The organism is Streptomyces griseus, from assembly GCF_900460065.1.
Classification (GTDB): Bacteria; Actinomycetota; Actinomycetes; order Streptomycetales; family Streptomycetaceae; genus Streptomyces; species Streptomyces griseus.
On sequence record NZ_UAVD01000037.1, the window covers coordinates 131,547 to 154,342 of the forward strand.

Here is a 22,796-nt window from a genome sequence, read left to right on the forward strand (position 1 = left end):
CCTCCGCGGCGCCCGGGTGCCGCGCGGGGTCGATTGAGTAGGCTCGTGGGCGTGGACACCGATGACACGTTCTGCGCGACCCCGGGCCCGGTCGCGCCGGCCCCGCCGGGCGGTGCCGCCGACGGCCCTCCGTACGCCGCGTGCGTGCTGTGCCGCGAGCCGACCGAGTACCCGGAGTCGACGAGGGGCGCCACGCTGTGCCCCGTCTGCGCCTGGCAGGAAGCGGCCCGGACGGCGTGCTCGGGTTAGGTCCCGACCGGACGGGGACGGCCGGATCCGGGGAACGCCGGCCCGGGGCGCCGTGGCCGTGAGCCCGAACGGCCCGGAGGCCGGCGCGGTCCGAGGGCTGTCGGGGGCACTCTCAGGGGCTGTCCGCCATCAACTCCGACACCTTCACGAAGCGGTAGCCGCGCTCGCGCAGCTCCGGCACGATCCGGCGGACGGCCGCCTCGGTGGCCGGGGCCGCGCTGCGGGTGCAGTGCATCACCACGAGGGAGCCCGGCCGCACCCCGTCCAGGACCTGCTCGGCCACCGCGTCCGCGTCCGTGGCGAAGGCGTCGCCGCTGACCACGTCCCACTGCACGGCCGTCACGCCGGCCGGGGCCAGGGCGCGCAGCGCCGTGTCGTCGTAACAGCCGCCGGGGAAACGGAAGTACGGCACCACGTTCCGAGCCCCCGCCCTCCGGAACGCCGCGAAGGCGCGCTCCACCTCGCGGGCCATCGTGTCCTTCCCGACCACCGGCAGGCCGTAGCAGGGGGAGCTGAAGGCGTGGTGGCTGTAGGAGTGGTTGGCGATCTCGAACAGCGGGTCCGTGCCGATGGCCTTCGCCTGCGCCCGGTACTCCTCGGCCCAGCGCCCGGTCATGAAGACGGTGGAGGGCACCTTCAGCCGGCGCAGCAGCGCGATCAGTTCCGGGTTGTCGAAGCGTTCGCCCCCGGCCGCGCGGGGGCCCTGATCGGCCGTCATGTCGGCGTCGAACGTGAGCGCCACGACCTTCTCCGCCGCCCGGCCGGCCGCGCCCCCGCTCGTCGGCCTCCGTTCGAACACCGGGGTGCGGCCCGCCGGTCCGGGCGCCATCGTGGGCGGTTTCTCCGGTGCGGCGGGAGCCGGGATGGAGGCCGGTGGGGGCTCCGGGGCGGGGGCGGGGCCCCCGCACCCGGCCAGGGCGGCGCCGGTCAGGACGCACGCGACCGCCAGAGTCGTCGTCTTCCGCATTTTCCGCGCAGCAGTGATCACACACGGAAAATATCCGACAATAGGACTATTTCGGGCGATGGCGCTCCGGTGCCCGGCGGAGTGCCCCGGCGACCCGGGCCCTGTCGTCAGACTTCCGTCTGCCCCGCGGGGTCATGCACGCTCTCGCCGCACCGGGCGCGCCGAGAGCACGCACCTGACCCCATGGGGCCGCCCTTCGGGCGACGACGGCGGTCTGACGACAGGACCCAGCTCAGCACCACGGCCCCGTCACGGCGAACGTCGTCCCCGGCGTATAGCAGTTCACGTACATCGTCGAGCCGTCCGGGGAGAAGGCGACCCCCGCGAACTCCCCCCACTCCGGCTCCTCGGGCGTCCCGATGTTCTGCCGCCCGCGCGCCATGGCGTACACCTCGCCGCGCCGGGTCACCCCGAGCACGTGCTGCGCGCCACCGCCGTCCTCGCAGACCATCAGCCCGCCGTCGGCGGCCAGGCAGATGTTGTCGGGGGACTCGCCGGGCAGCTGGACATCGGTGTCGGGGCCGAAGATCACGACCAGGGTGAGCCGCCGCTTGCCCGGCTCGTAGCGCCAGACCTGTCCGTAGTGGTCGGCCGCCGAGCCCTCGTCGCTGCGCGCGAAGCTGGAGACGAAGTAGACGGACGAGCCGCCCCAGTAGCAACCCTCCAGTTTCTGGGCGTGCGTGATGCCCTTCGGCCCGAAGTCCTGGAACCGGATCGGGGTCTGTGCCGCCAGCGGATCCGGTACGGGGACCCACTCGATCCGGTCGAAGCTCGTCCCGGTCTCCTGCACGGAGGAGAGGTCCGGCACGCCCGGCACCCGCATCGCCTCCAGCGCCCCGCCCGCCCGGAGCGAACCGGTGCCGCCGAGCGGCTTCTCGGGGAGGAAGCGGTAGAAAAGCCCGAACGGCCTGTCGAACGCGTCCTCCGTCTCGTACACGATCCCGGACTTCGGGTCGACGGCGATCGCCTCGTGCTGGAAGCGGCCCATCGCGGTCAGCGGGACGGCCCCGGTGCGGCGCGGATCGGCGCCGTCCACCTCGAAGATGAAGCCGTGGTCCTTCGTGTACCCGTTGGTCCCGGCCTTGTCCTCGTTCTCCTCGCAGGTCAGCCAGGTGCGCCAGGGGGTGGGCCCGCCCGCGCAGTTGACCGCCGTACCCGCGATGGCGACCCGCTCGCCGAGCACCTTGTTGCGGCCGTCCAGCTCCAGCGACGTACAGCCGCCCTTGGCCGCCGGGTCGTACGTCAGCCCCTCGACGGTCGGCACGCCGATCCTGGCGGTGTGCCGGTTCTCGTGATTGCGGACCAGGTGGATCCGCCCGTTGCGGCCCCGGAGGGCCGCCATCCCGTCGTGGTTGCCCGGCACCAGCCCCTCGCCGGAGCGCAGGGGGTCGCCCTCCCGGGACAGCACCCGGTAGCGGAACCCCTTCGGCAGGTCGAGCAGGCCGTCGGGGTCGGGGACGAGGGGGCCGTAGCCGTCGTGGCCACGTGCGGCGGCCGTGCCCGCGAAGAGTTCCGAGAAGGCTCCCGTGAAGGCGATCGCGGCGGCTGCGCCGCTGCCTGCCAGGACCTGGCGTCGTGTCGCGGACGTGCGGGGTGCGGATGACATGAGGTGACTCCCTGTTGGCGGACAGGTGAAGTGACCCGCACGTGTGTAGCACGCACAGAGGCGCGGGGGAACCATGCGTGCCCCCGCGCCCCGTGTCGCCGCCGTGGCCACCCCGTTGGGAGCAGCCCTGCGCGGAAGGTCAGGCGAGCGAGGCCGTCAGGGTGATCGTCGTGCCGGTGAGCGCCTGGCTGACCGGGCAGTTCGCCTTGGCGTCCTCGGCGGCCTTCACGAAAGCCGCCTCGTCGAGACCGGGCACCTCGCCCACGACCGTGAGGTGGATGCCGGTGATGCCCGTACCGGGCTGGAAGGTCACCTCGGCCTTGGTCTCCAACCGGGTCGACGGGGTGCCGGCCCCGGCGAGACCGTGGGAGAGCGCCATCGAGAAGCAGCTGGAGTGGGCGGCGGCGATGAGCTCCTCGGGGCTCGTCTTCCCGTTCGCCTGCTCCGAGCGGGCGGGCCAGGAGACGGGGTGGTCGCCGATGCCGGAGGAGTCGAAGGTGACGACCCCCTTGCCCTCGATCAGGTTGCCTTCCCAGTTCGTGTGCGCCACACGCGTGGTAGCCATGCTGGATCCCTTCGAACGGTCTGCGTAGTTGTACGGGATAAGTCGGAACACCTCGTCACGCGCGGCGTCCCGTTGCGTTACGCCCCCGAACCTACTGCGCCACCAGACCCTTCGCGTCACGCGCCAGTGCCGTCAGCCGGGAGATGGCCCGGAAGTACTTCTTCCGGTACCCGCCGTTCAGCATCTCGTCGCTGAACAGCCGGTCGAACGGCAGCCCCGAGGCGAGCACCGGGACCTCCCGGTCGTACAGCCGGTCCGCCAGCACCACCAGGCGCAGCGCGGTCGACTGGTCGGGCACCGCCCCCACCCCGGTCAGGCAGACCGCGCGGAGGTCGTCGGTCAGCGCGCCGTACCGGCTCGGGTGGACCCGGGCCAGGTGGTCCAGCAGCCCGGGGAAGTCGTCGAGGGACGCGCCCGGAGTGGCGTACGCGGCCCGGGTGACCTGCTCGTCGTCGTACGGCGGCGGCGCCTCGGGCAGACCCCGGTGCCGGTAGTCCTCGCCGTCGATGCGCAGCGGGCGGAAGTGCGCGGACAGGCCCTGGATCTCGCGCAGGAAGTCGGCGGCGGCGAACCGGCCCTCGCCGAGCTTGCCCGGCAGGGTGTTCGAGGTCGCGGCGAGCGCCACCCCGGCCTCCACGAGCCGGCTGAGCAGCGAGGACACCAGTACGGTGTCGCCCGGGTCGTCGAGCTCGAACTCGTCGATGCACAGCAGCCGGTGCCCGCTGAGGGTCCGCACGGTCTGCTGGAAGCCCAGCGCGCCCACGAGGTTCGTCAGCTCCACGAACGTGCCGAACGCCTTCAGTGACGGCTCGGCGGGCGTGGCGTGCCACAGGGAGGCCAGCAGATGGGTCTTGCCGACGCCGTAGCCGCCGTCGAGATACACCCCGCGCGGCCCGGCCGGAGCGGCGGGCTTCCTGCTCCCGAACCACTTGCGGCGGCCGGAACCCGTCGCGTGCGCCCCGCCGAGCCCGGCGGCGAACTCCTCCAGGACCGTGACCGCCTCGCTCTGGCTGGGCTGGTTCGGGTCGGGGACGTACGTGTCGAAGCGCACCGAGTCGAAGCGCGGCGGCGGCACCATCTCGGCGACCAGACGGTCTGCGGGGACGTGCGGCTCACGGGCGCACAGGGACAGCGGGGCCGTTTCGGCAAGGGGGCTCTGCCCCGGAAACGCGGTGGATGACGACACAACTCTCCACCCTAAGGCCCGTGCCAGACTGCAACCCATGCGAAGCCTGTTCCCTGTGACGGACCTGACAACGACGGGCGCCGCCGCCCCCGACCGCGAGTGGAGCCTCGACGAGCTGGCGGAGGCGTACGCCTACCCCGCCGGCCTCCCGGACGGGACCCCCTGGCTGCGCGCCAACATGGTCTCCACCCTCGACGGGGCCGCCCAGCACGACGGCCGCTCGCAGCCCATCTCCTGCGCCGCGGACATGAGGATCTTCGGCACCCTGCGGGGCCTGGCCGACGTGGTCGTCGCCGGGGCCGAGACCGTACGCCAGGAGGGCTACCGTCCGGCCCGCGCCCGGGAGGCGTTCGCCGCGCGGCGGGCCGCCGCCGGACAGGGCCCCGCTCCCGCCGTCGCGGTGGTGTCCGGCTCCCTGGAGCTGGACTTCGCGCTGCCGCTGTTCACCGAGCCGCTCGTCCCGACCCTCGTCGTGACCGGGGCCGGGGCCCCCGCCGACCGGATCGCGGCGGCCCGCGAGGCGGGCGCCGAGGTGGTGATCGCGGGCGAGGGCACCCGGGTGGACCCGGCGCGTCTCGTGCGCGAGCTGGCCGGCCGGGGGCTGACCCGGCAGCTCACCGAGGGCGGGCCCCGGCTGCTGGGCCAGTTCGTGGCGGCCGGGGTGCTGGACGAGCTGTGTCTGACCCTGTCCCCGATGCTCACCGCGGGTGACGCTCAGCGGATCGCCGGGGGGCCCGGAGTCGCCGTGCCGGAACGTTTTTTCCTCGCATCACTGCTGGAAGAGGCCGGTTTCCTCTTCTCTCGGTACCGTCGGACCGACAGATAGCGGAATTTACCGTTCCGCTTAGCTTCGGATGGGCACACTTACCCCTGCACCCCGTGGAAGCACGGGGAAGGATGGTTTCAGCAAACGACCGTCGACGGTCGAGCCGGCGGTCGACGAGACGAAGAAGCGGAAGGGCGCCTGTCGTGTTCACAAGCGTTTTGATGATCGAGAAGCCGCTCACTCCCGAGGACGTGGACTTCGTCACCACGCTCCACGGCGAGGAGCGCATCTCGTTCGTCGTTCTGTTGCAGCCACGCGGTGACCAGGCCGATGTCCTGCTGCGCGCGATCGACGACGTGGCGATGGGCGAGCTGAAGGAAGCGGTCCGCGAAGGGGAGGAGCCGGAGGGCGACGAGGCCCGCGAGACCGCGCAGATCGGCCTGGAGTACTCCCTCCGGGCCCTGCGCGACGCGGGCTCCGAAGCGATCGGCCAGGTGATCGAGGACCACCCCCTCGACAAACTGACGACCGTCGTCGAGGAGGCGGGCGCGGACGAGGTCATCGTCCTGACCGCCCCCCACTACGTCGAGGAGTTCTTCCACCGCGACTGGGCCTCCCGCGCCCGGCACAAGGTGGGTGTCCCGGTGCTCAAGCTCTTCGCGCACAGCGAATAGGCTGAAGCCGCGCGGTCCGGGTCGGCCCCCGGCCGCCGTCCGAACCGCAGCGACCACGCAGGAGCACTGATGGCACCCGGCATTCCCGCCGCCATGGAACGACCCCACTTCATCGGCATCGGCGGCGCCGGAATGTCGGGCATCGCGAAGATCCTCGCCCAGCGCGGAGCGAAGGTGGCGGGCAGCGACGCGAAGGAGTCCGCCACCGCCGAATCCCTGCGGGCGCTGGGGGCGACCGTGCACATCGGACACGCGGCGGGCCACCTGGCCGACGACGCGTCCTGCGTGGTCGTCTCCAGCGCCATCCGCGCCGACAACCCGGAGCTGCTCCGGGCGGGCGAGCTGGCCGTCCCGGTCGTCCACCGCTCGGACGCCCTGGCCTCCCTGATGAACGGCCTGCGGGCCATCGCGGTGGCGGGCACGCACGGCAAGACGACCACCACCTCCATGCTGGCCGTCGCCCTCTCCTCGCTGGGCCTGGCCCCCTCGTACGCCATCGGCGGCGACCTGGAGGGCCCCGGCACCAACGCCACGCACGGCGAGGGGGACATCTTCGTCGCGGAGGCGGACGAGAGCGACCGCAGCTTCCAGAAGTACGACCCCGAGGTCGCGATCGTCCTCAACGTCGAGCTGGACCACCACGCGAACTACGCCTCGATGGACGAGATCTACGACTCCTTCGAGACCTTCGTCGGCAAGATCGTCCCCGGCGGCACCCTGGTCGTCTCCGCCGACCAGCCGGGCGCGGTCGAGCTGACCCGCCGGGTCCGCGACCTCTCCGACCTCAAGGTCGTCACCTACGGCTGTGCCGAGGACGCCGACGTACGCGTCCACAAGGTCACCCCGCGCGGCCTGACCAGCGAGGTCACCGTCCTCCTCAACGGGAAGTTCCTCACCTTCACGGTCTCGGTCCCCGGCGCCCACTACGCCCACAACGCGGTCGCCGCGCTCGCCGCGGGCGTCGCCCTCGGCATCCCCGCGCACAACCTGGCCTCCGCCCTCGGCAGCTACACCGGGGTCAAGCGCCGCCTCCAGCTCAAGGGCGAGGCGGCGGGCGTGCAGGTCATCGACTCCTACGCGCACCACCCGACCGAGATGACCGCCGACCTGGAGGCCATGCGCGGCGCCGCCGCCGACGCCCGCATCCTGGTCGTCTTCCAGCCGCACCTGTTCTCCCGCACCCAGGAGCTGGGCACCGAGATGGGCCAGGCCCTCGCGCGGGCCGACGCCTCCGTGGTCCTGGACATCTACCCGGCCCGCGAGGACCCGATCCCGGGCATCACCAGCGCCCTGATCATCGACGCGGCGAAGGAGGCGGGCGCCGAGGTCACCGCCGTCCATGACCAGGCCGACGTCCCCGCCGCCGTCGCGGGAATGGCGAAGTCCGGAGATCTTGTTCTCACCATGGGAGCGGGCGACGTCACCGACCTCGGCCCGCGCATCCTGGACCACCTGGCGAGCGGCCGGTAGCCGAGTGGAGACCGGACCGAGCGACCACCTGTCGAGCTGAGGAGCGGGACGTGTCGTACGACGTGGAGAAGCCGGACGAGCAGTGGCGGGAGGAGCTGTCCCCCGCCGAGTACGCGGTGCTGCGCCAGGCCGGCACCGAACCCGCCTTCGTGGGTGAGTACACCGACACCAAGACGGCGGGCGTCTACTCCTGCCGGGCCTGTGGGGCGGAGCTGTTCCGCTCCGACACCAAGTTCGAGTCGCACTGCGGCTGGCCGTCCTTCTACGACCCGAAGGACACCGACGCGGTCGAGCTGGTCGAGGACCGCACCCACGGCATGGTCCGCACCGAGGTGCGCTGCTCCCGCTGCGGCTCGCACCTGGGCCATGTCTTCGAGGGCGAGGGCTACCCCACCCCGACGGACCAGCGCTACTGCATCAACTCGATCTCGCTGACCCTGGCGCCGGACGAGAGCTGAGACCAGCCGTACAGGGGAGGCCCGGAGCCCGCGACCCGCACCGCGGGGCCAGGGCTCCGGGCCTCCCCTCCCGGCTCCGGGCCTCTCAGGTCTCGACGTCCCCGACGATCGAGAAGCCGATGACGACTCCCGCGGTGACGGTGATCCGGCCGGGAGTGAGGTCGCCCTCGCCGTCACCGGCCGCGCTCCTGCCGTGCGAGCGGTAGCTGTTCTGCAACTGCTCGGAGTCCACGTCCTTGATGTGGACGACCCCGCCGAGCCGGACGCCCGCCGCCTCCGCGTAGAGCGCCGCCTTCTCGCGGGCGGCGGCCACCGCGGCCCTGCGGGCCTCGGCGCGCAGTTCCTTCTTCGTCCGCACGTCGAACTCGACGCCGCCGACCTCGTTCGCCCCGGCCTCCACGACGTCGACCAGCACGGCTTCCAGCGCGTCCAGCGTGCGCAGCTCGATCACGAAGGACGCCGTGCACTCGTAGCCGACGAACTTGCGTTCGGCGCCGTAGACGTAGGACGACTCCAGGTTCAGCCGGGACGTGGACACGTGCCGGTCCGGCACGCCGTGGCCGCGGACGACCTCCCGGACCTGGTTGACAGCGCGCCGGGTGACCTCGAACGCCTCGCCCGCCTGCTGCCGGGTCTCCTTGATCGCCACCCGGAGCCGCGCCACATCGGGGGCGGCGTCGATGCTCGCCGCGCCGAAGACGGATATGCCCCAGGGCGTCTCTATGGACTGATCGATTCTCATGCGGCTCATCCAAGCAGGCGGGACACCGTCCGCACGCGCCCTTTCACGGGCGGAGGATCACCGGTCGCCGCCCCCGCCGTCGGCCTCGGACCGCAGCAGCGGGTGGATCACGCCGGGGAAGACGGTCGCCTGCACGGTCTCCTCGGCCGACCCGCCCCGGACGACGGTCTCGGCGACGCCCCAGGGCCGCCCGGAGAGGTGGATGGTCAGGGTGTACGAGGCGGAGCAGCCGGTGCACTCGTAGCGGTCGGCCCAGGTCTCGACCTCGGTGGTGGAGCCCGGGTAGCGCTTGACGTGCCGGTGGCGGGCGTGGCAGTGGTCGCAGGTCTCGCCCGGCTCGCAGGTTCCGCCACAGGGGCAGGGGACGTCGAAGGAGTCGGCGGGCGTCCAGCGCTGCACGAGGACGGCGTCGCGGGTGGCGGCGGTGTCCTTCATGGCCTTGAGGTTGCGGGCGGCGACGTTGTACGACTCGCCGGTGGCGGCCATCCGGTCGCGGATGACGTCCTTGCGTCCACGGTTGGTCGTCATGGTGCTCCTCCTGGGTTCACGCAGCCCGCCAGGAGGCCCACGAGTCGATCGGTCGTACCTCATTACGTTACCCGCCCGGCGCCGCCGCGCGGACCGGGCGGAAGGCCCGAGGCCGATGTTCGCGCCCCCGGACGGCGACGCCGGTGATCGCGGGGGCGGCCCGACCCCGCACCCCTCGCCCCCTCCGTCGGGGCGCAGCACTCCTCAGCCCGGTGCTCTGCTGAAACTGCGCATCCGAACTCGCCTGTCCCGTAGGGCCGTTAGCCTTTCCGACGGCCTGCGGTCCGTCCCTCCGGACCACTGAGCGCCCTTACCATCCCAGCGAACGAAGGCACTCCCTTGCTCCTGAGACGAAGATGGACCTCCAAGATCGCCTTGGGCGTCGCCGCCCTGCTCACCCCCACCCTCCTCGGCACCACGGCCGCAGCCGCGCCCGCGGCCGGCCCCTCGGCGACCGCCCCGGCCGCCTCCTCCTTGAGCTGGCAGGGGTGCGGCGGTGACATCCCCGCCACCGTCCAGTGCGCGACCCTCGAGGTGCCCCTCGATCACCGCAGGCCGGGCGGCCGGAAGATCGATGTGGCACTCTCGCGGATCAAGGCCGCGGCCCCGGCCGAGCGCCGGGGCGTCCTGATCTTCAATCCGGGCGGCCCCAGCGGCTCCGGGATCTTCTACCCCTTGGCGCTCAGCGGTCTTCTGCCGCAGTCCGTGAAGGACCGGTACGACCTGATCGGTTTCGATCCGCGCGGGGTCGGCGCCAGCAGTCCGCTCGCCTGCGGCACGACGACCGCCGACGAACGGCTGACGTACCGGCCCTACACCGAGGCGACGTTCGCCCAGGACGTCGCCTGGGCGCGCGACATCGCGGACCGGTGCCGCAACCGCAACAAGGAGACACTCCGGCACATCACCACCCGCAACACGGCACGCGACATGGACATCGTCCGCGCGGCCCTCGGGGAACGGAGAATCTCCTACTTCGGACTGTCCTACGGGACCTACCTCGGATCCGTGTACACCCAGCTGTTCCCGCAGCGGGTCGACCGGTTCGTCCTGGACAGCGCGGTCGACCCGAAGCGGGTCTGGAGGGGCATGGGGCAGTCCTGGGCGGAGCAGGCCGAGCCCGCGTTCGACCGGTGGACGGAGTGGACCGCCCGTCATGCGGCACGGTACGGACTCGGCGACACGTCCGCCGAGGTCGAGCGGCTGTTCTGGGACATCGTCGCCCGCGCCGACCGGGAGCCGCTCGACCTCGGCGGCACCAGGTTCGACGGCGCCGAGGTCCGCGAGTACATCCGCTGGGAGATCACCCACCCCTCCGTCGCCGCCAGGACCCTGGGACTGCTCCGGGACGCCGCCGCGGGCAAGCCCGTCCCGCCCTTCCCGACCTTCGTGCCGACCGACAACGAACTGGCGAGCTACCTCGCGATCGTGTGCGGTGACACCCGCTGGCCCACCGACCCGGCCGTCTACCGGGCCGACTCCCGGCGCGACAGCGTCCGCTACCCCCTGTACGGCGACTCCGTGTCGAACATCTTCCCGTGCGCCTACTGGGACCGCCCGGTCGAACCGGCCACCAAGATCGACAACAAGGTTCCCGCACTCATCGTCCAGAACGCATGGGACTCGCAGACCCCCCTGGCCGCCGCACTCGGCCTGCGCCGGGCGCTGAAGGGCTCCCGGCTCGTCACCGTGGACGAGGGGCAGGGCCACGGCGTGTACGCGCTCGGCATCAGCGCCTGCGCCGACGACGTCGCCACGCGGTACCTGACCACCGGCAGGCTTCCGGCCCGGGACGTCACCTGCCGGGCCGATCCGCTCCCCGAGGCCGACTCCCGTTCCGCCTCGCCGGGCTCCGCCGCGGCACCGGCCCGCCACCCCTTCGCCGGCAGCTGAGCCCCGACGGAGGCATCCCCCGGCAGAAGGCCGCCGGAGATCGTGTCGTGGGGCTGTCCGGCCCGGGCCGGACAGCCCCACCCTCGTCAGCGGGCCACCCGTGATCTCGATGCACGGGTGTCACCACCGGACCGGTGAACCGCGTCGCCGCCGGGACCTCGGCAGAGGGCCGCACCCTGTCACCCGGGGGAGTGGCTCGCGAGCGGATCGCCTCGAGGAGACTCCTGCGCCGGGTGCCCTCCTGACACGATCGGTGCCGGTTCCTGTCCGGGCGCACCACGCGGACCTGTCGGTCGTGGGCAGTTCACCGAGAAGAGGGTCCGCGTCACCGCCTTCGCCGGGGAAGCACGTTCGCACAGCCATCCGAAAGGCGACCATGACGTCATCGCGTACCCCCGTGCCGGCCAACACCACCGGCCCCGGCGGCACGGTCCTCGTCCACGGCAAGGACACCGGGGCGCCGCCCGGCCACACCCTGCGGGTCTACGCCGATCTGCGCTGCCCCTTCTGCAAACGCATGGAACGAGGCCTCGGCCCGGTCATGGAGAAGCTGGCCGAGGAGGGCCGCGTCACCCTGGAGCACCGGTTCGCCACGTTCATCGACGACGGGGCCGGCGGCACCGGGTCGCTGCGCGCACTGAGCGCCGTGGGAGCTGCGTCGGACGCGGGCGCCGCGACCGCCCTGCGCTACATCCGCTCCCTGTTCGCCGCCCAACCCGCCGAGGACGACGACGCCTTCGCCGACACCGGTGTCCTGCTGCGCCTGGCCGAGGAGGTCGACGGACTGCGCGGTCCCGACTTCGACCGCAAGGTGACCGAGGGCTTCTACCTCCCCTGGGCCCGCCGTGTCTCGGCGGCCTTCGAGACCAGCGGGGTCACCGGCACGCCCACCGTGGTCTTCGACGGCCGCCCCGTCACCGTCATCAACCCCATGGGCTACGCGGTGACCCCCGAGGCGTTCCTCGCCGAGCTGAACCTGGACTGACGGCGCCCCGCCGGGTTCTCCCGGGGCCGGCCACACGGCTTCCCGCGTTTGCCGCGTTCTTCCGTGGGACAGGACTGTCCTGCGTCATGTGTGTGACGTCCGGCCGCAGCCATACCCAGGGCGGATATGGGTGAGTGAGCCGCTGCTTCGCGCGGCTTGGGTGCCTCGCTGGTTCACCGGTCCACCCCTGGAGAGGATTCCCCGTATGAGCAGGCGATACAGAGCGCGCATAGGGTTCAGCGCTGCTGTGGCGGTGCTGATGGCGTCGCTCGCGTTACCGCAGGCGTCCGCGCGGACAGCCGACTCAGGGAGCCGTTGTTCCGGGGGGTACGTGGCCCTGACCTTCGACGACGGCCCGACGGGCACCACGGCCGCGTACCTGAAGGCGCTGCGGGACGCCGGACGGGCCAGGGCGACGTTCTTCGTGACCGGCACACTGGCCGACGGGCAGCGGGCCGGGACACGGCGGATCGTCGCCGAGGGCCATCAGGTCGGGAACCACTCCTCCACCCACCCCGATCTCGTGCAGCTCGACGCTGCCACCGCGTTCGCCGAACTCCGCGACACCAGCCGCGTCGTCCGAACTCAGACGGGCCGTGCGCCCACGCTGTTCCGGCCGCCCTTCGGGAGCACCGACGCACGGACCCGGCGGGACGCGGCCCGCCTGGGGATGACGGAGGTGATCTGGACGGCCGACACCGTCGACTGGAGCGGTATCCCCACCGAGACGATCGTGGCGAACGCGCTCACCGTGAAGCCGGGCGGCATCATCCTGATGCACGACGGTCTGCCGACGACCCTCGCCGCCATTCCGAAGATCGTCCAGGGGCTCGCCGAGCGGGGCGTGTGCCCGGGGCGGATCGTGTACTCACCCACACCGGTCGAGGCGTGGCCGGGCCTGACCTTCCACGCCAAGGCAGCGCCCTGGCGTTGACGTCCGGGTGCCGACGAGACGCCGACCGGGGGCGGTGCCGCGCACAGCGCCCGCCCCCGCCGGCGCCCATGGGCGGTCGGGACGGCGCATGACCGCCGCGCGCTCCACCAGCCGTGAGGTCGCCGCGCCGGAGGACGGCTCCGACAGCGGGCGCGGGCTGCTGATCGTGGACGCCCTGGCCGACCGCTGGGCGGTCCTCGACCGCAACCCGGGCAAGACGGTCCGGGCGGAGCTGGACCTGCTGTACTGACCCCCGCCCGGGTTCAGCGCTGGATGCGAACGGATACCCGCACCTTCCGGCCTCTTCCGAGGCGTGGCGGGCCCCGGCCCCCTCACCCCCGCCGCACCCGCCCCGCGATCCGGCGGCCCAGCCGACCCAGGGCGCTCGACCGGTTCCAGTCGCGGAAGGCCTCCGCCCGCCCGCTGCTGCCCGTGCGGCCCACCGTCGCCTCGACCTCCGCCACGTCCTCGGCCGACATCCCGCGGACGGCGGGGCGCAAAACCTCGTCGAGGAGGGCGGCGGCCACCGGGGGCCAGGTGCGGCCCGCGTGCGGGTGGGCCGTCCAGACGGTGAAGCAGTCCGCCGCGTAGGCGGGTTGCGTGCGCAGCCGGGTGCGTACGGCTTCCGTCCGGGCCGTCCGGTCGTACGCGGCGATCAGCTCGTCGTCCTCGCCGTGGACGAAGTCGTACAGCTCGGCCCCCGGGCGGTCCGGGGCCAGCAGGCGCTCGACCAGGGCCGCGTGAGCCCGCTGCCGGAGCGCGGGGTCGACCGGCTCCGCCCGGGCGCACAGGGTGCGGACCCGCTCCGCCCAGCCGGGCTCGGGTGCTCCGGTGCGCAGTTCGCGGACGAGGTCGAGCAGCAGGAGCCCGGCCCGCTCCCGGCCGCCGATCTCCTCGGGGAAGCCGCGCAGGAGGTCGTGGGCGAGCCCGGCGGCCTCGTCCGTCCCGGCGTCGGACGGGCTGAGCGCCGCGTCCACCAGACGCGCCCACGTACCGGCCGTACGGTGCGCGTCCGAGGTGGCCGCGTCCAGCAGCAGCCGGGCCTCCCCGACCGTCGGGGCCCGGTCCTCCCACACCAGGCCGGCCGCCGTGCGCAGGACCAGCGGCTCGGCGAAGGGGGAGAGGCCGGCCGCCCGCAGCACCCGGTGCCACACCGCCGCGCGGTCACCGCCCAGGGTCGCCATCGCCTCCGGCACCTCGGCGCACATCCGCAGATGCGGCAGCGCCTGCGTACCCGTGAACGGCAGCGTGACCCGCTCCAGGAACCGGGCCACCGCCCCGGGGTCCCCGGGTGCGATCCGGTCCAGCGCGCCCAGCAGCGCCGTCCGCACCTCGAACTGCTCGTCCAACAGCTCCAGCAGGGCCGGCGCGAAGCCCGGCGGGCCTTCCTGCGCCGCCGCCTCCGCCAGCAGCGCGGGCGCCAGCCGGTCCACGACCCCGGGCAGCGACTCCCTGCCGTCCACGCCCAGCAGCCGGGCCACCCGCAGCAGTTGCACGGTGCGCGCCACCGAGCGCGAGCCGACGGTGTCGGCCAGTTCGGTCAGGATCTCCGGGCCCAGCCGCTCGGCGACCTCCGCCCCCTCCGGACCCTCGAACGCCTCCCGGCGCGGCAGTTCCAGGGAGCCGTTGCCGCCCCGTACCGCCTCCGTGACCAGCATCGCCGCGAGCGGGGCGGTCACCGAGGCCGGGCAACGGCCCTCCAGCGCGCCGAACAGCCGCCCCGCCGCGTCGAACTCGGCGCCCGTACGGTCGTCGACGGCGGGGGAGGTGAGGGCCTCCACCAACTGGCCCGTGCGCTTGGCGTCCAGCGCGTACGGGCGATCGGCGGCCCAACCGGCCGCCGCCGCACGCTCCTTCGGCCCGAGAACGATCCCCGCGCACAGCGCCGTCACGGCCAGCGGGCCGGCCGCGAACGGCTCCCCGGGCAGCTCCCGCGCCTCACGGAACAGCTCCGGCGACCGGCTCCGCCAGACCCGGGCCGCCGTCGCCGCCCACACGTCGTCCGCACCGCCCACCGGGGCCCGCCCCGCGCACACGTGCACCCGCAGGCCCGCCGCCCGTGCCGTCTCCGCGTCGTCCGGCCCCACCCCCACCACCCGCGACACCGAACCCTCCGGCCGCCGGGTGTACGTGGTGAACGTCAGCCGCTCCGCGCTCTCCCTCGGCAGGGTCACCGACGCGAGCCCCAGCCACCGGGCCACGTCCGCGCACTGCCGCTCCACCAGCACCACCGGCCCCCCGCCGGCCCCCTCCTCCGCGTCGCTCGCCCGGCGCAGATCCGCCAGCACGGCCGCGAGCCAGGGGCCGCGCGAGACGGCGAAGTCGTCGAGGCCCTCGGAGACCGGCGTCGGACCCGGCGGCAGCGTCAACGGGTCCGGTGCCGGCCCGCCCGGCGTCGCCGCCGCCCAGTGCGGCGACCGCCACGCCTCGACCGGCAGCCGGTCGTCCGGCAGCGGAACCCCCGGCGGCAGGTGCACCGCGTGCGCGTGGAACCGGACCCCCGACCCGGTGCCGCCCGTGTCCCGTACCGGGGCCGACCGGGCTATCAGTCGACTGCCGTCGGACAACACGAAGTACCCGAACGCCTGGGGCAGCGAGCGCAGTTCGCTGTCCGACGGACGGTCGGCGACGCCCCCGGGCAGTTCGTAGCGCACCAGGGGCTCGATCTCCGCCAGCAGGGCGCCCGACACCCCCGGGCCGACCGCGGTGAACCGGCCCGCCGCCCCCTCGTCCCCCGGCGCGGCGGAGGTGTAGTGCACCTGTGCAAGGCTCATCTGTCGGCCCTCTTCGTCCTGCCGCGCCCGATTCCCCGTGCCCACCCCGTACGGCTGGGGTCGGGGGGAGAAGTCCGCAGCCGCGGGGGCGACGTTATCAAGGACGGGGACCGAATCCCTACGCTGCGTCAGGCGCTGGCCCGAGGGCGGCCGTACGACGTCGGCCCCATGGGCGACGTGAGGCTCACCGCGGGGGTGGCCGAGGACCACGACACCGGCGGCGACGGGCCCGACGCCCTCGTCGAAGCGCGTCGGCGCCTTCCTGGCCGAGGCCGACCGAGGGAGAGGGGGGCGGGCCCGACGCACCGAGGGGTGCGGGCATGTTCCGACGAGGTAACAGTCCCTCAGCGCCCCCCGCCCGCCCTACCGGGCGAACCTATGATCGACGCGGCGTCGAGGAGGAACGGGGAAACGCTGTGACCTGTCACGTGCCGTTAGGGCGTGCTTCGGAAGTCCCGCCTTCTCGGCGGCGTCCGGCACGCACGCTCGCCGCGTTGTCGGGATCACCCCGGTACAACCAGTATCGGGGCGGCCCTCCGCCGTGCGATCGCACGCACCGGACGCCGCCGAGTCCGCCCTCAGGGCGGACGGCGCTCCTTCCGAAACCCGCCCGGGGAGGGGTCCGGTACGCGCTGCCCCTGACCCTGGTGACCGTGCTGCTCGCCGGCTGCTCCGGCGCGCCGGACGACCCGGGGAAGGCGGGGGAACGCGACGCTTCGACGAGCGCGAGCGCAAGCCCGGACCCCGGCGGCGGCACCGGTACCGGGCCGTCGCCCGAGGAGGCGCTCGTCCCCGACCCCGCCCGGCTCCCGAAGACCCGGGCCGAGGCACGCGACCTCATCGACCGCGTCATCGCCGGCCCCGACAGCTTCGGCCCCGGGGTGGTGAAGCGGAGCCCCTACGAGAGCGACCCCGCGACCTGGCCCGTCCTCGGCGAGGACTGCGTCTGGCAGCAGCGAAAGCCCGCGCCCAGCGTCCTGGCCACCCTCACCCGGTCGTTCGAGGTCCCCGCCGAGGGGGGGAAGGGACCGGTGCGCCTCGGCGCCGTCGTCACCGTGCACCGCACCCGCTCCGACGCGACCTGGGAGATGGCGGAGTCGATCGAGGAGAGCATGCGCTGCCCCACCCAGCAGTTGCGCGAGGGCGAACAGATCGGCTCCATGATCGCCGGGGCGCTCCTCGGCGGCGAGGCCACGCAGACCACCTCCGAGGACTCCCTCAGCGAGCTGGGGGAGTACCGGAGCGCCGAGCTCGGCGGACCGCACCACTACTTCTGGCAGCAGGCGCAGACCCTTCAGTTCACCGTGGCCGTGACCGGAAAGGGGGCGAAGGGGCGCACCGAGCGGGAGATCGACGCCCTCGTCGTCCACGCGCAGGGCACCATGCTGGCCCGGCTGGAATCCGCCGTCGAGAAGCAGAGCTGAGGCCGGGCGATGGACGACCTGCGACCCACCGACCCCGCCCGGATCGGCGGCCACCGGCTCCTCGGCCGCCTCGGCGCGGGCGGCATGGGCGTCGTCTACCTCGGACGCACCGACGCCGGAGCGCTCGCCGCGATCAAGGTGATCCTGCCCGAGCACGCCGGGGACGAGGAGTTCCGGACCCGTTTCCGCCGCGAGGCCGAGGCCGCCCGCCGGGTCGACAGCCCGTGGGCCGTCTCCGTCACCGCAGCCGACACCGAGGGCGAACGCCCCTGGCTCGCGACGGAGTTCGTGCCCGGACCGACACTCTCCGACGTCGTCGCCCGGCGCGGCCCGCTGCCCGTGCGCAGCGTCACCGTCCTCGGCCGGCTGCTCGCCCGCGCCCTCGCCGCCGTCCACACCGCCGGGCTCGTCCACCGCGACGTCAAGCCGGGCAACGTCCTGCTGACGGCCGGCGGCCCCCGGCTGATCGACTTCGGGATCGCCCGCGCCGCCGACGCCACCGCCCTGACCGCCACCGGACTCGTCGTCGGCACCCCCGGCTTCCTCCCTCCCGAGCAGGCCTCCGGGAACACCGCCGGGCCCGCCGGGGACGTCTTCTCGCTCGGCTGCCTCCTGGCGTACGCGGCCACCGGCCGGCCGCCCTTCGGCGGCGGCGCGGTCGACGCCGTCCTCTACCGCACCGTCCACGACGCCCCCGACCTCGAAGGTGTCGATGACCCCGGACTGCGCGCGCTGCTGGAGCGGTGCCTCGCCAAGGAGCCCGGCGAGCGTCCGGCCGCCGCCGGCCTCGACCCCCTGCTCGCCGAGGACGCCCCCGCCGGGGCCACCGTCGACTGGCTGCCCGAGGACGTCGTGCGGATCATCGCGGACCGGGCGGACGCCCTGCTGGCCCTGCCCGACGTCGAGGCCACCGTCACCGAGGAGCCCGCTCCGCCGCAACCGGCCCCGGACCGGAGGCGGTTCCTGCTGCTCGCGGCCGGCGGCGCGGTGGCCCTCGGGGCCGGCGCCTTCGCCGCCGCCCGCCTCACCCGCGACGAACCCGAAGCCGGCGGGGACGGAACTCCCGGCGGACGCCGCCTGATCATCGGGGTGCACGCCGACCTCACCGGCCCCCTGAGCGCCGCGGGCCGTGCCCAGGAACGCGGCGCCCGGCTCGCCGTCGACCGCTTCAACGCCCTCGACGCCCAGCCCTTCCGCCTCGCCGTGAAAGTCCTCGACGACCAGGGCGACCCCGCCCGCTCCGTCCTGGTCGCCGAGGAGTTCGCCCGCGACCCGGAGGTCGTCGCGGTCATCGGCCCCACGGGCGACGAGACCGCCGGGGCGGCACTGGCCGCGTACGACGAGGCGGTGCTGCCGGTCCTGACGGTGTCGGCCCTCCTGATGGCCTTCCCCGAGCGGGCCAACGGCGCCTTCTTCCAGGCCTCGCCCTCCTACGCCGAGCTCTCCTTCCCCGTCGTCCACCGCCTGCTGCTGCGCCCCGACGTCGAGCGGCTGGGCATCCTGATCGACCGGTCCGGCGGGCAGTCCGCCTACCAGGCGGGCTACACCGTCAACCTGATGACGCCCCAACTCACCACCGGCACCACCCACCCCCGGGTGGTGCCCGCCGGGACGACCGTCTTCGACCCGGTCGTCGCCGACCTCCTCTCCCACCGGAGCGACGCCGTCTTCTACGCCGGCGACGTGGCCGGCGCCGCCCGGGTCGCCCGGATCCTGGCCGGGCTCTCCTTCACCGGACCGCGCATGGCCCAGCTCACCGTCATGGGAGCGCAGTTCCTGGAACAGGCGGGCGCGGCGGCCGAAGGCTGGGAGTTCGTCGCACCGTTCACCGACGCGGGCGCCCCGGGAGCCGCGACGTTCGCCGCCGCCCACCGCAAACGCTTCGGCGCCGCCCCCGCCGCCTGGTCGGCCGAGGCGTACGACGTCACGGGACTCGTCGCCCGCGAGCTCGCCGCCCTCACCGACGCCGCCAGGAAGGCGACGGCGAGCGCCGACGGGGCGACGGCGGGCGCCGCGCCCTCCGGCGACGGCCGGCCTACCCGTTCCGCGCTGACCGCCGCGATCGCCGGCGTCCGCTACGAGGGGATCGCCCGCACCTACGCGTTCGACAAGGAACGCCAGCAACTCGTCGGCCAGGACGCCCGCCTGTACCGGGTGGAGAAGGGCCGCTACCGCTATCTCGGCCCGGCCCCGAAGCCCAAGGGCTGACGTGCGGCCCCTCACCTCGCAGGACCCCCGCGCCGTCGGCCCGTACCGGACCCTCGCCCGGCTCGGCGCGGGCGGCATGGGCGTGGTCTACCTGGCGCGCTCGGCGGGCGGCGCGCTCGCCGCCGTCAAGGTCATCCGGGCCGAGCACGCCGACGATCCCGGGTTCCGGGCCCGCTTCCGGCGCGAGGCCGAGGCCGCGGCCCGGATCACCGGCCCCTGGGTGGTTCCGGTGCTCGGCGCGGACACCGGGGGCCGCGAGCCGTGGCTGGCGACCGCGTTCGTCGCCGGGCCCTCGCTCGCCGAGGTGGTGGGCGCCGGCGGGGCGCTGCCCACGGCCACCGTCAGGGCGCTCGGGAGCCGGCTCGCCGAAGCCCTCATGGCGGTCCACGAGGCGGGACTGGTCCACCGCGACGTCAAACCCGGCAATGTGCTCCTCGCCCTCGACGGCCCCCGCCTCATCGACTTCGGGATCGCCCGCCACGAGGGCGCCACCGCCCTGACCACCACCGGCGCGGTGATCGGAACGCCCGGCTATCTGGCCCCCGAGCAGGCGTCGGCCGGCCTGCCGGGCCCGCCGGGCGACGTGTTCTCGCTCGGCTGCGTCCTCGGGTACGCGGCGACCGGGCGACCGCCGTTCGGTGCGGGCGGCGGGGCGGGCGCCCTCTACCGCACGATCCACGAGGAGCCGGACCTCGCGGGCGTGGAGTCCGGCCTGTTGCCCCTGATCACCGCCTGCCTGGCCAAGGACCCCGCCGCCCGGCCCGCCGCGAGCCGGGTCCGGGACGCCCTGGCGGCGGAGGCCCCGGGCGGCCCCGGCCGGGTGCGGGACCCGAGGGAGTACCCGGGCCGACGCGGCGCCCCGGACCCGCGCGAACACCCCCGTACGCCCCCCGCCCCCGACCTGTGGCAGCCGCCCGCCGGGCTTCCCGCACTGATCGCCGAACGGTCCGCCGCCGTCCTCGCGCTGCCGGACCCCGAACCGCTGCCCGCCACGCTCGGCCCGGCCGGGGAGGGCACCGCCTCGGGGCCCGCCCGGCGGCGGTTGCTCACCGCCGGGGCGGCCGGAGCCGTCCTCCTCGCCGGCGGTTCCACCGCGACCTGGATCGCCCTGCGGGGGAGAGGCGAGGGGGCGGGCGGCCCCTCGGCCGGCTCCGGCGAGCCGCTCACGTACACGATCGGACTCCACGCCGACCTCGGCGGCCCCGGCCGGGCCACCGGACTGGCCCACCGGCGCGGCGCCCAGCTCGCCGTCACCGACCACAACGCCCGTCCGGACGCGGCGTTCCGGCTCGCCCTGCGCGCCGAGGACGACGCGGGGGATCCGGCGAAGGCGCTGCGGACGGCCGCGCGGCTGGCGGCGGACCCCGGGGTCATCGCGGTCGTCGGCCCCACCGGAAGGCTGCTGCGCGAGGACCTCGTCCAGCGGTACGAGACGGAGCGGCTCGCCATCGTCGTCGTCGCGGCCGGCTCCACCACCGCCGAGTCGGGCACCGGCCTCCACCTCTGCGTGACCCGCCCCTTCGACGACGTGCTCGCGACCGGGCTCATCGGGTACCTGACCCGCACTCGCCCCGCGACCCGCATCCTGCTCGTCGAGGACGCCGCCGACCCCGTGTCCGCGAAGGAGACCGGAGGCGCGTTCCGCGATGCCGTCCCCGCCGGCGCGACCCTCCTCGAACACCCCCTCGTCCGGGGGAACGCCGGCTTCGGCGCGGTCGCCCGCAAGGCGGTGACCAGCGGGGCCGACGCCGTGGTGCTCGGCGGTGGCGAGGCCTCCCGGGCCGCCCGCCTGGCCGCCGCGCTGGCCGGCGAGGGTTTCACCGGCAGCAGGGTCGCCGCCGGACCGGCCCTCGGGCCCGCCTTCCTCGCGGGCGCGGGCGCCGCCGCCGACGGCTGGGTCTTCGCCGAGGCGTACGCCGACCCCACGGCCCTCCCGTCAGCCAGGACGTTCACCTCCGCGCACCGCGAACGCTTCGGCGTGCCTCCGGACACCTGGGCCGCCGAGGCGTACGACGCGGTCGGCCTGATCGCCCGCGCCGCCGGGACCACGAGCGCCTCGGGGGAGGTGCGCAGCGGCATCGCCCGGCGGCTCGTGCGGTCCGAGCACCGGGGGATCGTGCGCACCCTCGCCTTCGACGCCTCGACCCGCCGCGTGCGCATCCCGGACGGGATCTTCCTCTACCGGATCGAGAAGGGCCGCCCCCGCTTCCTGGGCCCGTTCGGCGACGTCTGAGCGCCGTCGCGGGGGCACCCGAGGCGGCAGCGGTCGGTGAAGCCACGGCCAGGCGTGAAGATCTTCTGCGGCCGTGCTTAAGAAATCCTCGATGGACCCGGGCCCCGTCGTACGGCAGATTGCTCCGTGACGGCCGAGGATGGCGCGTGGAGCCCCGCGACGTGCGGCCGTACGTCGTGGAGTCGTCCGCCGCGGAGGCGTACGACGAGCTCCGTCCCGTCCCGTCCTTCCGCGTCCCCGCCACGGGGGCGACCACCCGAAAACCACCCCGGGCCGCAGGGTACTTCCGACATGCCCCGAGGCCCGGGGTATCCACTCGCGTACCGACGTCAGGGAGCCACAGCCGTGAAGGCACTCGTCAAGCAGAAGGCCGAACCCGGACTGTGGCTGATGGACGTGCCGGAGCCGGAGTACGGCCCCACCGACGTCCTGATCAAGGTCCTGCGCACCGGTATCTGCGGCACCGACCTGCACATCCGCGCCTACGACGGCTGGGCCCAGCAGGCGGTCACCACCCCGCTGATCCTCGGCCACGAGTTCGTCGGCGAGGTCGCCGCGATCGGCTCCGACGTCGCGGACATCGCCACCGGCGACCTGGTCAGCGGCGAGGGCCACCTCGTCTGCGGCAAGTGCCGCAACTGTCTCGCCGGCCGCCGCCACCTCTGCCGCTCCACCGTCGGCCTCGGCGTCGGCCGGGACGGCGCGTTCGCGGAGTACGTGGTCCTGCCCGCCTCCAACGTGTGGGTGCACCGGGTCCCCGTCGACCTCGACATCGCGGCGATCTTCGACCCGTTCGGCAACGCCGTGCACACCGCGCTGTCCTTCCCGCTGGTCGGCGAGGACGTCCTGATCACCGGCGCGGGCCCGATCGGCATCATGGCCGCCGCCGTCGCCAGGCACGCCGGCGCCCGCAACGTCGTCATCACCGACGTCAGCGAGGCCCGCCTCGCCCTCGCCCGCAAGGTCGGCGTCAGCCTCGCCCTGAACGTCGCGGACCGGACCATCGCCGACGGGCAGCGGGAACTCGGCCTGCGCGAGGGCTTCGACATCGGCCTGGAGATGTCCGGCCGCCCCGAGGCGATGCGCGAGATGGTCGCGAACATGACGCACGGCGGCCGGATCGCCATGCTCGGC

General features: G+C 74.1%; 19 protein-coding genes and 1 pseudogene. 13 read left to right on the top strand and 7 right to left on the bottom strand.

The genetic code is table 11. From position 1 onward, the window contains the following. Nucleotides 1–51 precede the first annotated feature (51 nt). A complete protein-coding gene (locus tag DTB53_RS27020) occupies nucleotides 52–249 on the top strand; it encodes a hypothetical protein (protein ID WP_003965509.1) in 198 nt (65 codons plus the stop codon). Nucleotides 250–361: 112 nt separating this feature from the next. On the opposite strand, the gene DTB53_RS27025 is transcribed toward DTB53_RS27020, so the two are convergent. The 4 genes from DTB53_RS27025 to zapE all read right to left on the bottom strand — a co-directional run bounded on the left by DTB53_RS27025 (nucleotide 362) and on the right by zapE (nucleotide 4,573). Then, on the bottom strand, nucleotides 362–1,216 hold the full coding sequence (locus DTB53_RS27025; protein WP_012378550.1) for a polysaccharide deacetylase family protein: 855 nt from the start codon (nucleotides 1,214–1,216) through the stop codon (nucleotides 362–364). Between the two features lie 232 nt (nucleotides 1,217–1,448). After that, nucleotides 1,449–2,822, bottom strand: coding sequence for an alkaline phosphatase PhoX (locus DTB53_RS27030; RefSeq protein ID WP_012378549.1), 1,374 nt, complete (start codon nucleotides 2,820–2,822; stop codon nucleotides 1,449–1,451). A 139-nt stretch (nucleotides 2,823–2,961) separates the two neighbouring features. After that, nucleotides 2,962–3,387, bottom strand: coding sequence for an OsmC family protein (locus DTB53_RS27035; protein ID WP_003965504.1), 426 nt, complete (start codon nucleotides 3,385–3,387; stop codon nucleotides 2,962–2,964). Between the two features lie 91 nt (nucleotides 3,388–3,478). Further along, nucleotides 3,479–4,573: a cell division protein ZapE gene (gene zapE, locus DTB53_RS27040; protein WP_042495829.1), complete on the bottom strand. Its 1,095-nt coding sequence runs from the start codon at nucleotides 4,571–4,573 to the stop codon at nucleotides 3,479–3,481. 37 nt (nucleotides 4,574–4,610) lie between these two features. Here zapE and DTB53_RS27045 point away from each other — a divergent pair, with 37 nt between their 5' ends. The 4 genes from DTB53_RS27045 (at nucleotide 4,611) to msrB (ending at nucleotide 7,941) form a co-directional block, all read left to right on the top strand. Further along, entirely contained in the window at nucleotides 4,611–5,399 is a 789-nt protein-coding gene (locus tag DTB53_RS27045; protein ID WP_003965501.1) for a pyrimidine reductase family protein, read from the top strand. A gap of 161 nt (nucleotides 5,400–5,560) precedes the next feature. After that, the gene (locus DTB53_RS27050) at nucleotides 5,561–6,013 is read left to right on the top strand and encodes a hypothetical protein (RefSeq protein ID WP_030703740.1); all 453 of its coding nucleotides are present in this window, start codon (nucleotides 5,561–5,563) and stop codon (nucleotides 6,011–6,013) included. Nucleotides 6,014–6,082: 69 nt separating this feature from the next. Then, the gene (murC, locus tag DTB53_RS27055) at nucleotides 6,083–7,483 is read left to right on the top strand and encodes a UDP-N-acetylmuramate--L-alanine ligase (RefSeq protein ID WP_012378546.1); all 1,401 of its coding nucleotides are present in this window, start codon (nucleotides 6,083–6,085) and stop codon (nucleotides 7,481–7,483) included. 50 nt (nucleotides 7,484–7,533) lie between these two features. Beyond that, nucleotides 7,534–7,941, top strand: coding sequence for a peptide-methionine (R)-S-oxide reductase MsrB (gene msrB, locus DTB53_RS27060; RefSeq protein ID WP_003965498.1), 408 nt, complete (start codon nucleotides 7,534–7,536; stop codon nucleotides 7,939–7,941). A gap of 85 nt (nucleotides 7,942–8,026) precedes the next feature. On the opposite strand, the gene DTB53_RS27065 is transcribed toward msrB, so the two are convergent. Continuing rightward, on the bottom strand, nucleotides 8,027–8,683 hold the full coding sequence (locus tag DTB53_RS27065; RefSeq protein ID WP_003965497.1) for an SIMPL domain-containing protein: 657 nt from the start codon (nucleotides 8,681–8,683) through the stop codon (nucleotides 8,027–8,029). Nucleotides 8,684–8,740: 57 nt separating this feature from the next. Then, a complete protein-coding gene (locus DTB53_RS27070; protein WP_042495826.1) occupies nucleotides 8,741–9,211 on the bottom strand; it encodes a hypothetical protein in 471 nt (156 codons plus the stop codon). 339 nt (nucleotides 9,212–9,550) lie between these two features. Between DTB53_RS27070 and DTB53_RS27075 the strand changes: the two genes are divergently transcribed. The 4 genes and pseudogenes from DTB53_RS27075 to DTB53_RS27090 all read left to right on the top strand — a co-directional run. Beyond that, nucleotides 9,551–11,104 carry an alpha/beta hydrolase gene (locus tag DTB53_RS27075; RefSeq protein WP_012378543.1) on the top strand — a complete coding sequence of 518 codons (1,554 nt, stop codon included), beginning with the start codon at nucleotides 9,551–9,553 and terminating at the stop codon, nucleotides 11,102–11,104. 376 nt (nucleotides 11,105–11,480) lie between these two features. After that, nucleotides 11,481–12,089 (top strand): DsbA family protein, encoded by a 609-nt coding sequence (locus DTB53_RS27080; protein ID WP_012378542.1) that lies wholly within the window; start codon nucleotides 11,481–11,483, stop codon nucleotides 12,087–12,089. A gap of 331 nt (nucleotides 12,090–12,420) precedes the next feature. After that, nucleotides 12,421–13,023, top strand: a complete 603-nt coding sequence (locus DTB53_RS27085; RefSeq protein WP_241777151.1) for a polysaccharide deacetylase family protein — start codon at nucleotides 12,421–12,423, stop codon at nucleotides 13,021–13,023. A gap of 115 nt (nucleotides 13,024–13,138) precedes the next feature. Then, nucleotides 13,139–13,273, top strand: a pseudogene (locus DTB53_RS27090) (ATP-binding protein); the annotation flags it as partial. An 82-nt stretch (nucleotides 13,274–13,355) separates the two neighbouring features. Here the strand turns inward: DTB53_RS27090 and DTB53_RS27095 are convergent. Beyond that, a complete protein-coding gene (locus DTB53_RS27095; protein ID WP_106431683.1) occupies nucleotides 13,356–15,797 on the bottom strand; it encodes a GTPase-associated protein 1-related protein in 2,442 nt (813 codons plus the stop codon). A 647-nt stretch (nucleotides 15,798–16,444) separates the two neighbouring features. On the opposite strand from DTB53_RS27095, the gene DTB53_RS27100 reads away from it, so the two are divergent. From DTB53_RS27100 to tdh, 4 genes are all read left to right on the top strand, one after another. After that, the gene (locus DTB53_RS27100; RefSeq protein ID WP_012378538.1) at nucleotides 16,445–17,221 is read left to right on the top strand and encodes a hypothetical protein; all 777 of its coding nucleotides are present in this window, start codon (nucleotides 16,445–16,447) and stop codon (nucleotides 17,219–17,221) included. Between the two features lie 9 nt (nucleotides 17,222–17,230). Continuing rightward, nucleotides 17,231–19,429, top strand: a complete 2,199-nt coding sequence (locus DTB53_RS27105) for a bifunctional serine/threonine-protein kinase/ABC transporter substrate-binding protein (RefSeq protein WP_012378537.1) — start codon at nucleotides 17,231–17,233, stop codon at nucleotides 19,427–19,429. A 1-nt stretch (nucleotide 19,430) separates the two neighbouring features. Next, on the top strand, nucleotides 19,431–21,662 hold the full coding sequence (locus DTB53_RS27110; protein ID WP_012378536.1) for a bifunctional serine/threonine-protein kinase/ABC transporter substrate-binding protein: 2,232 nt from the start codon (nucleotides 19,431–19,433) through the stop codon (nucleotides 21,660–21,662). A gap of 345 nt (nucleotides 21,663–22,007) precedes the next feature. Next, on the top strand, nucleotides 22,008–22,796 hold a 789-nt coding region (gene tdh, locus DTB53_RS27115), incomplete at its 3' end, for an L-threonine 3-dehydrogenase (RefSeq protein WP_112416015.1).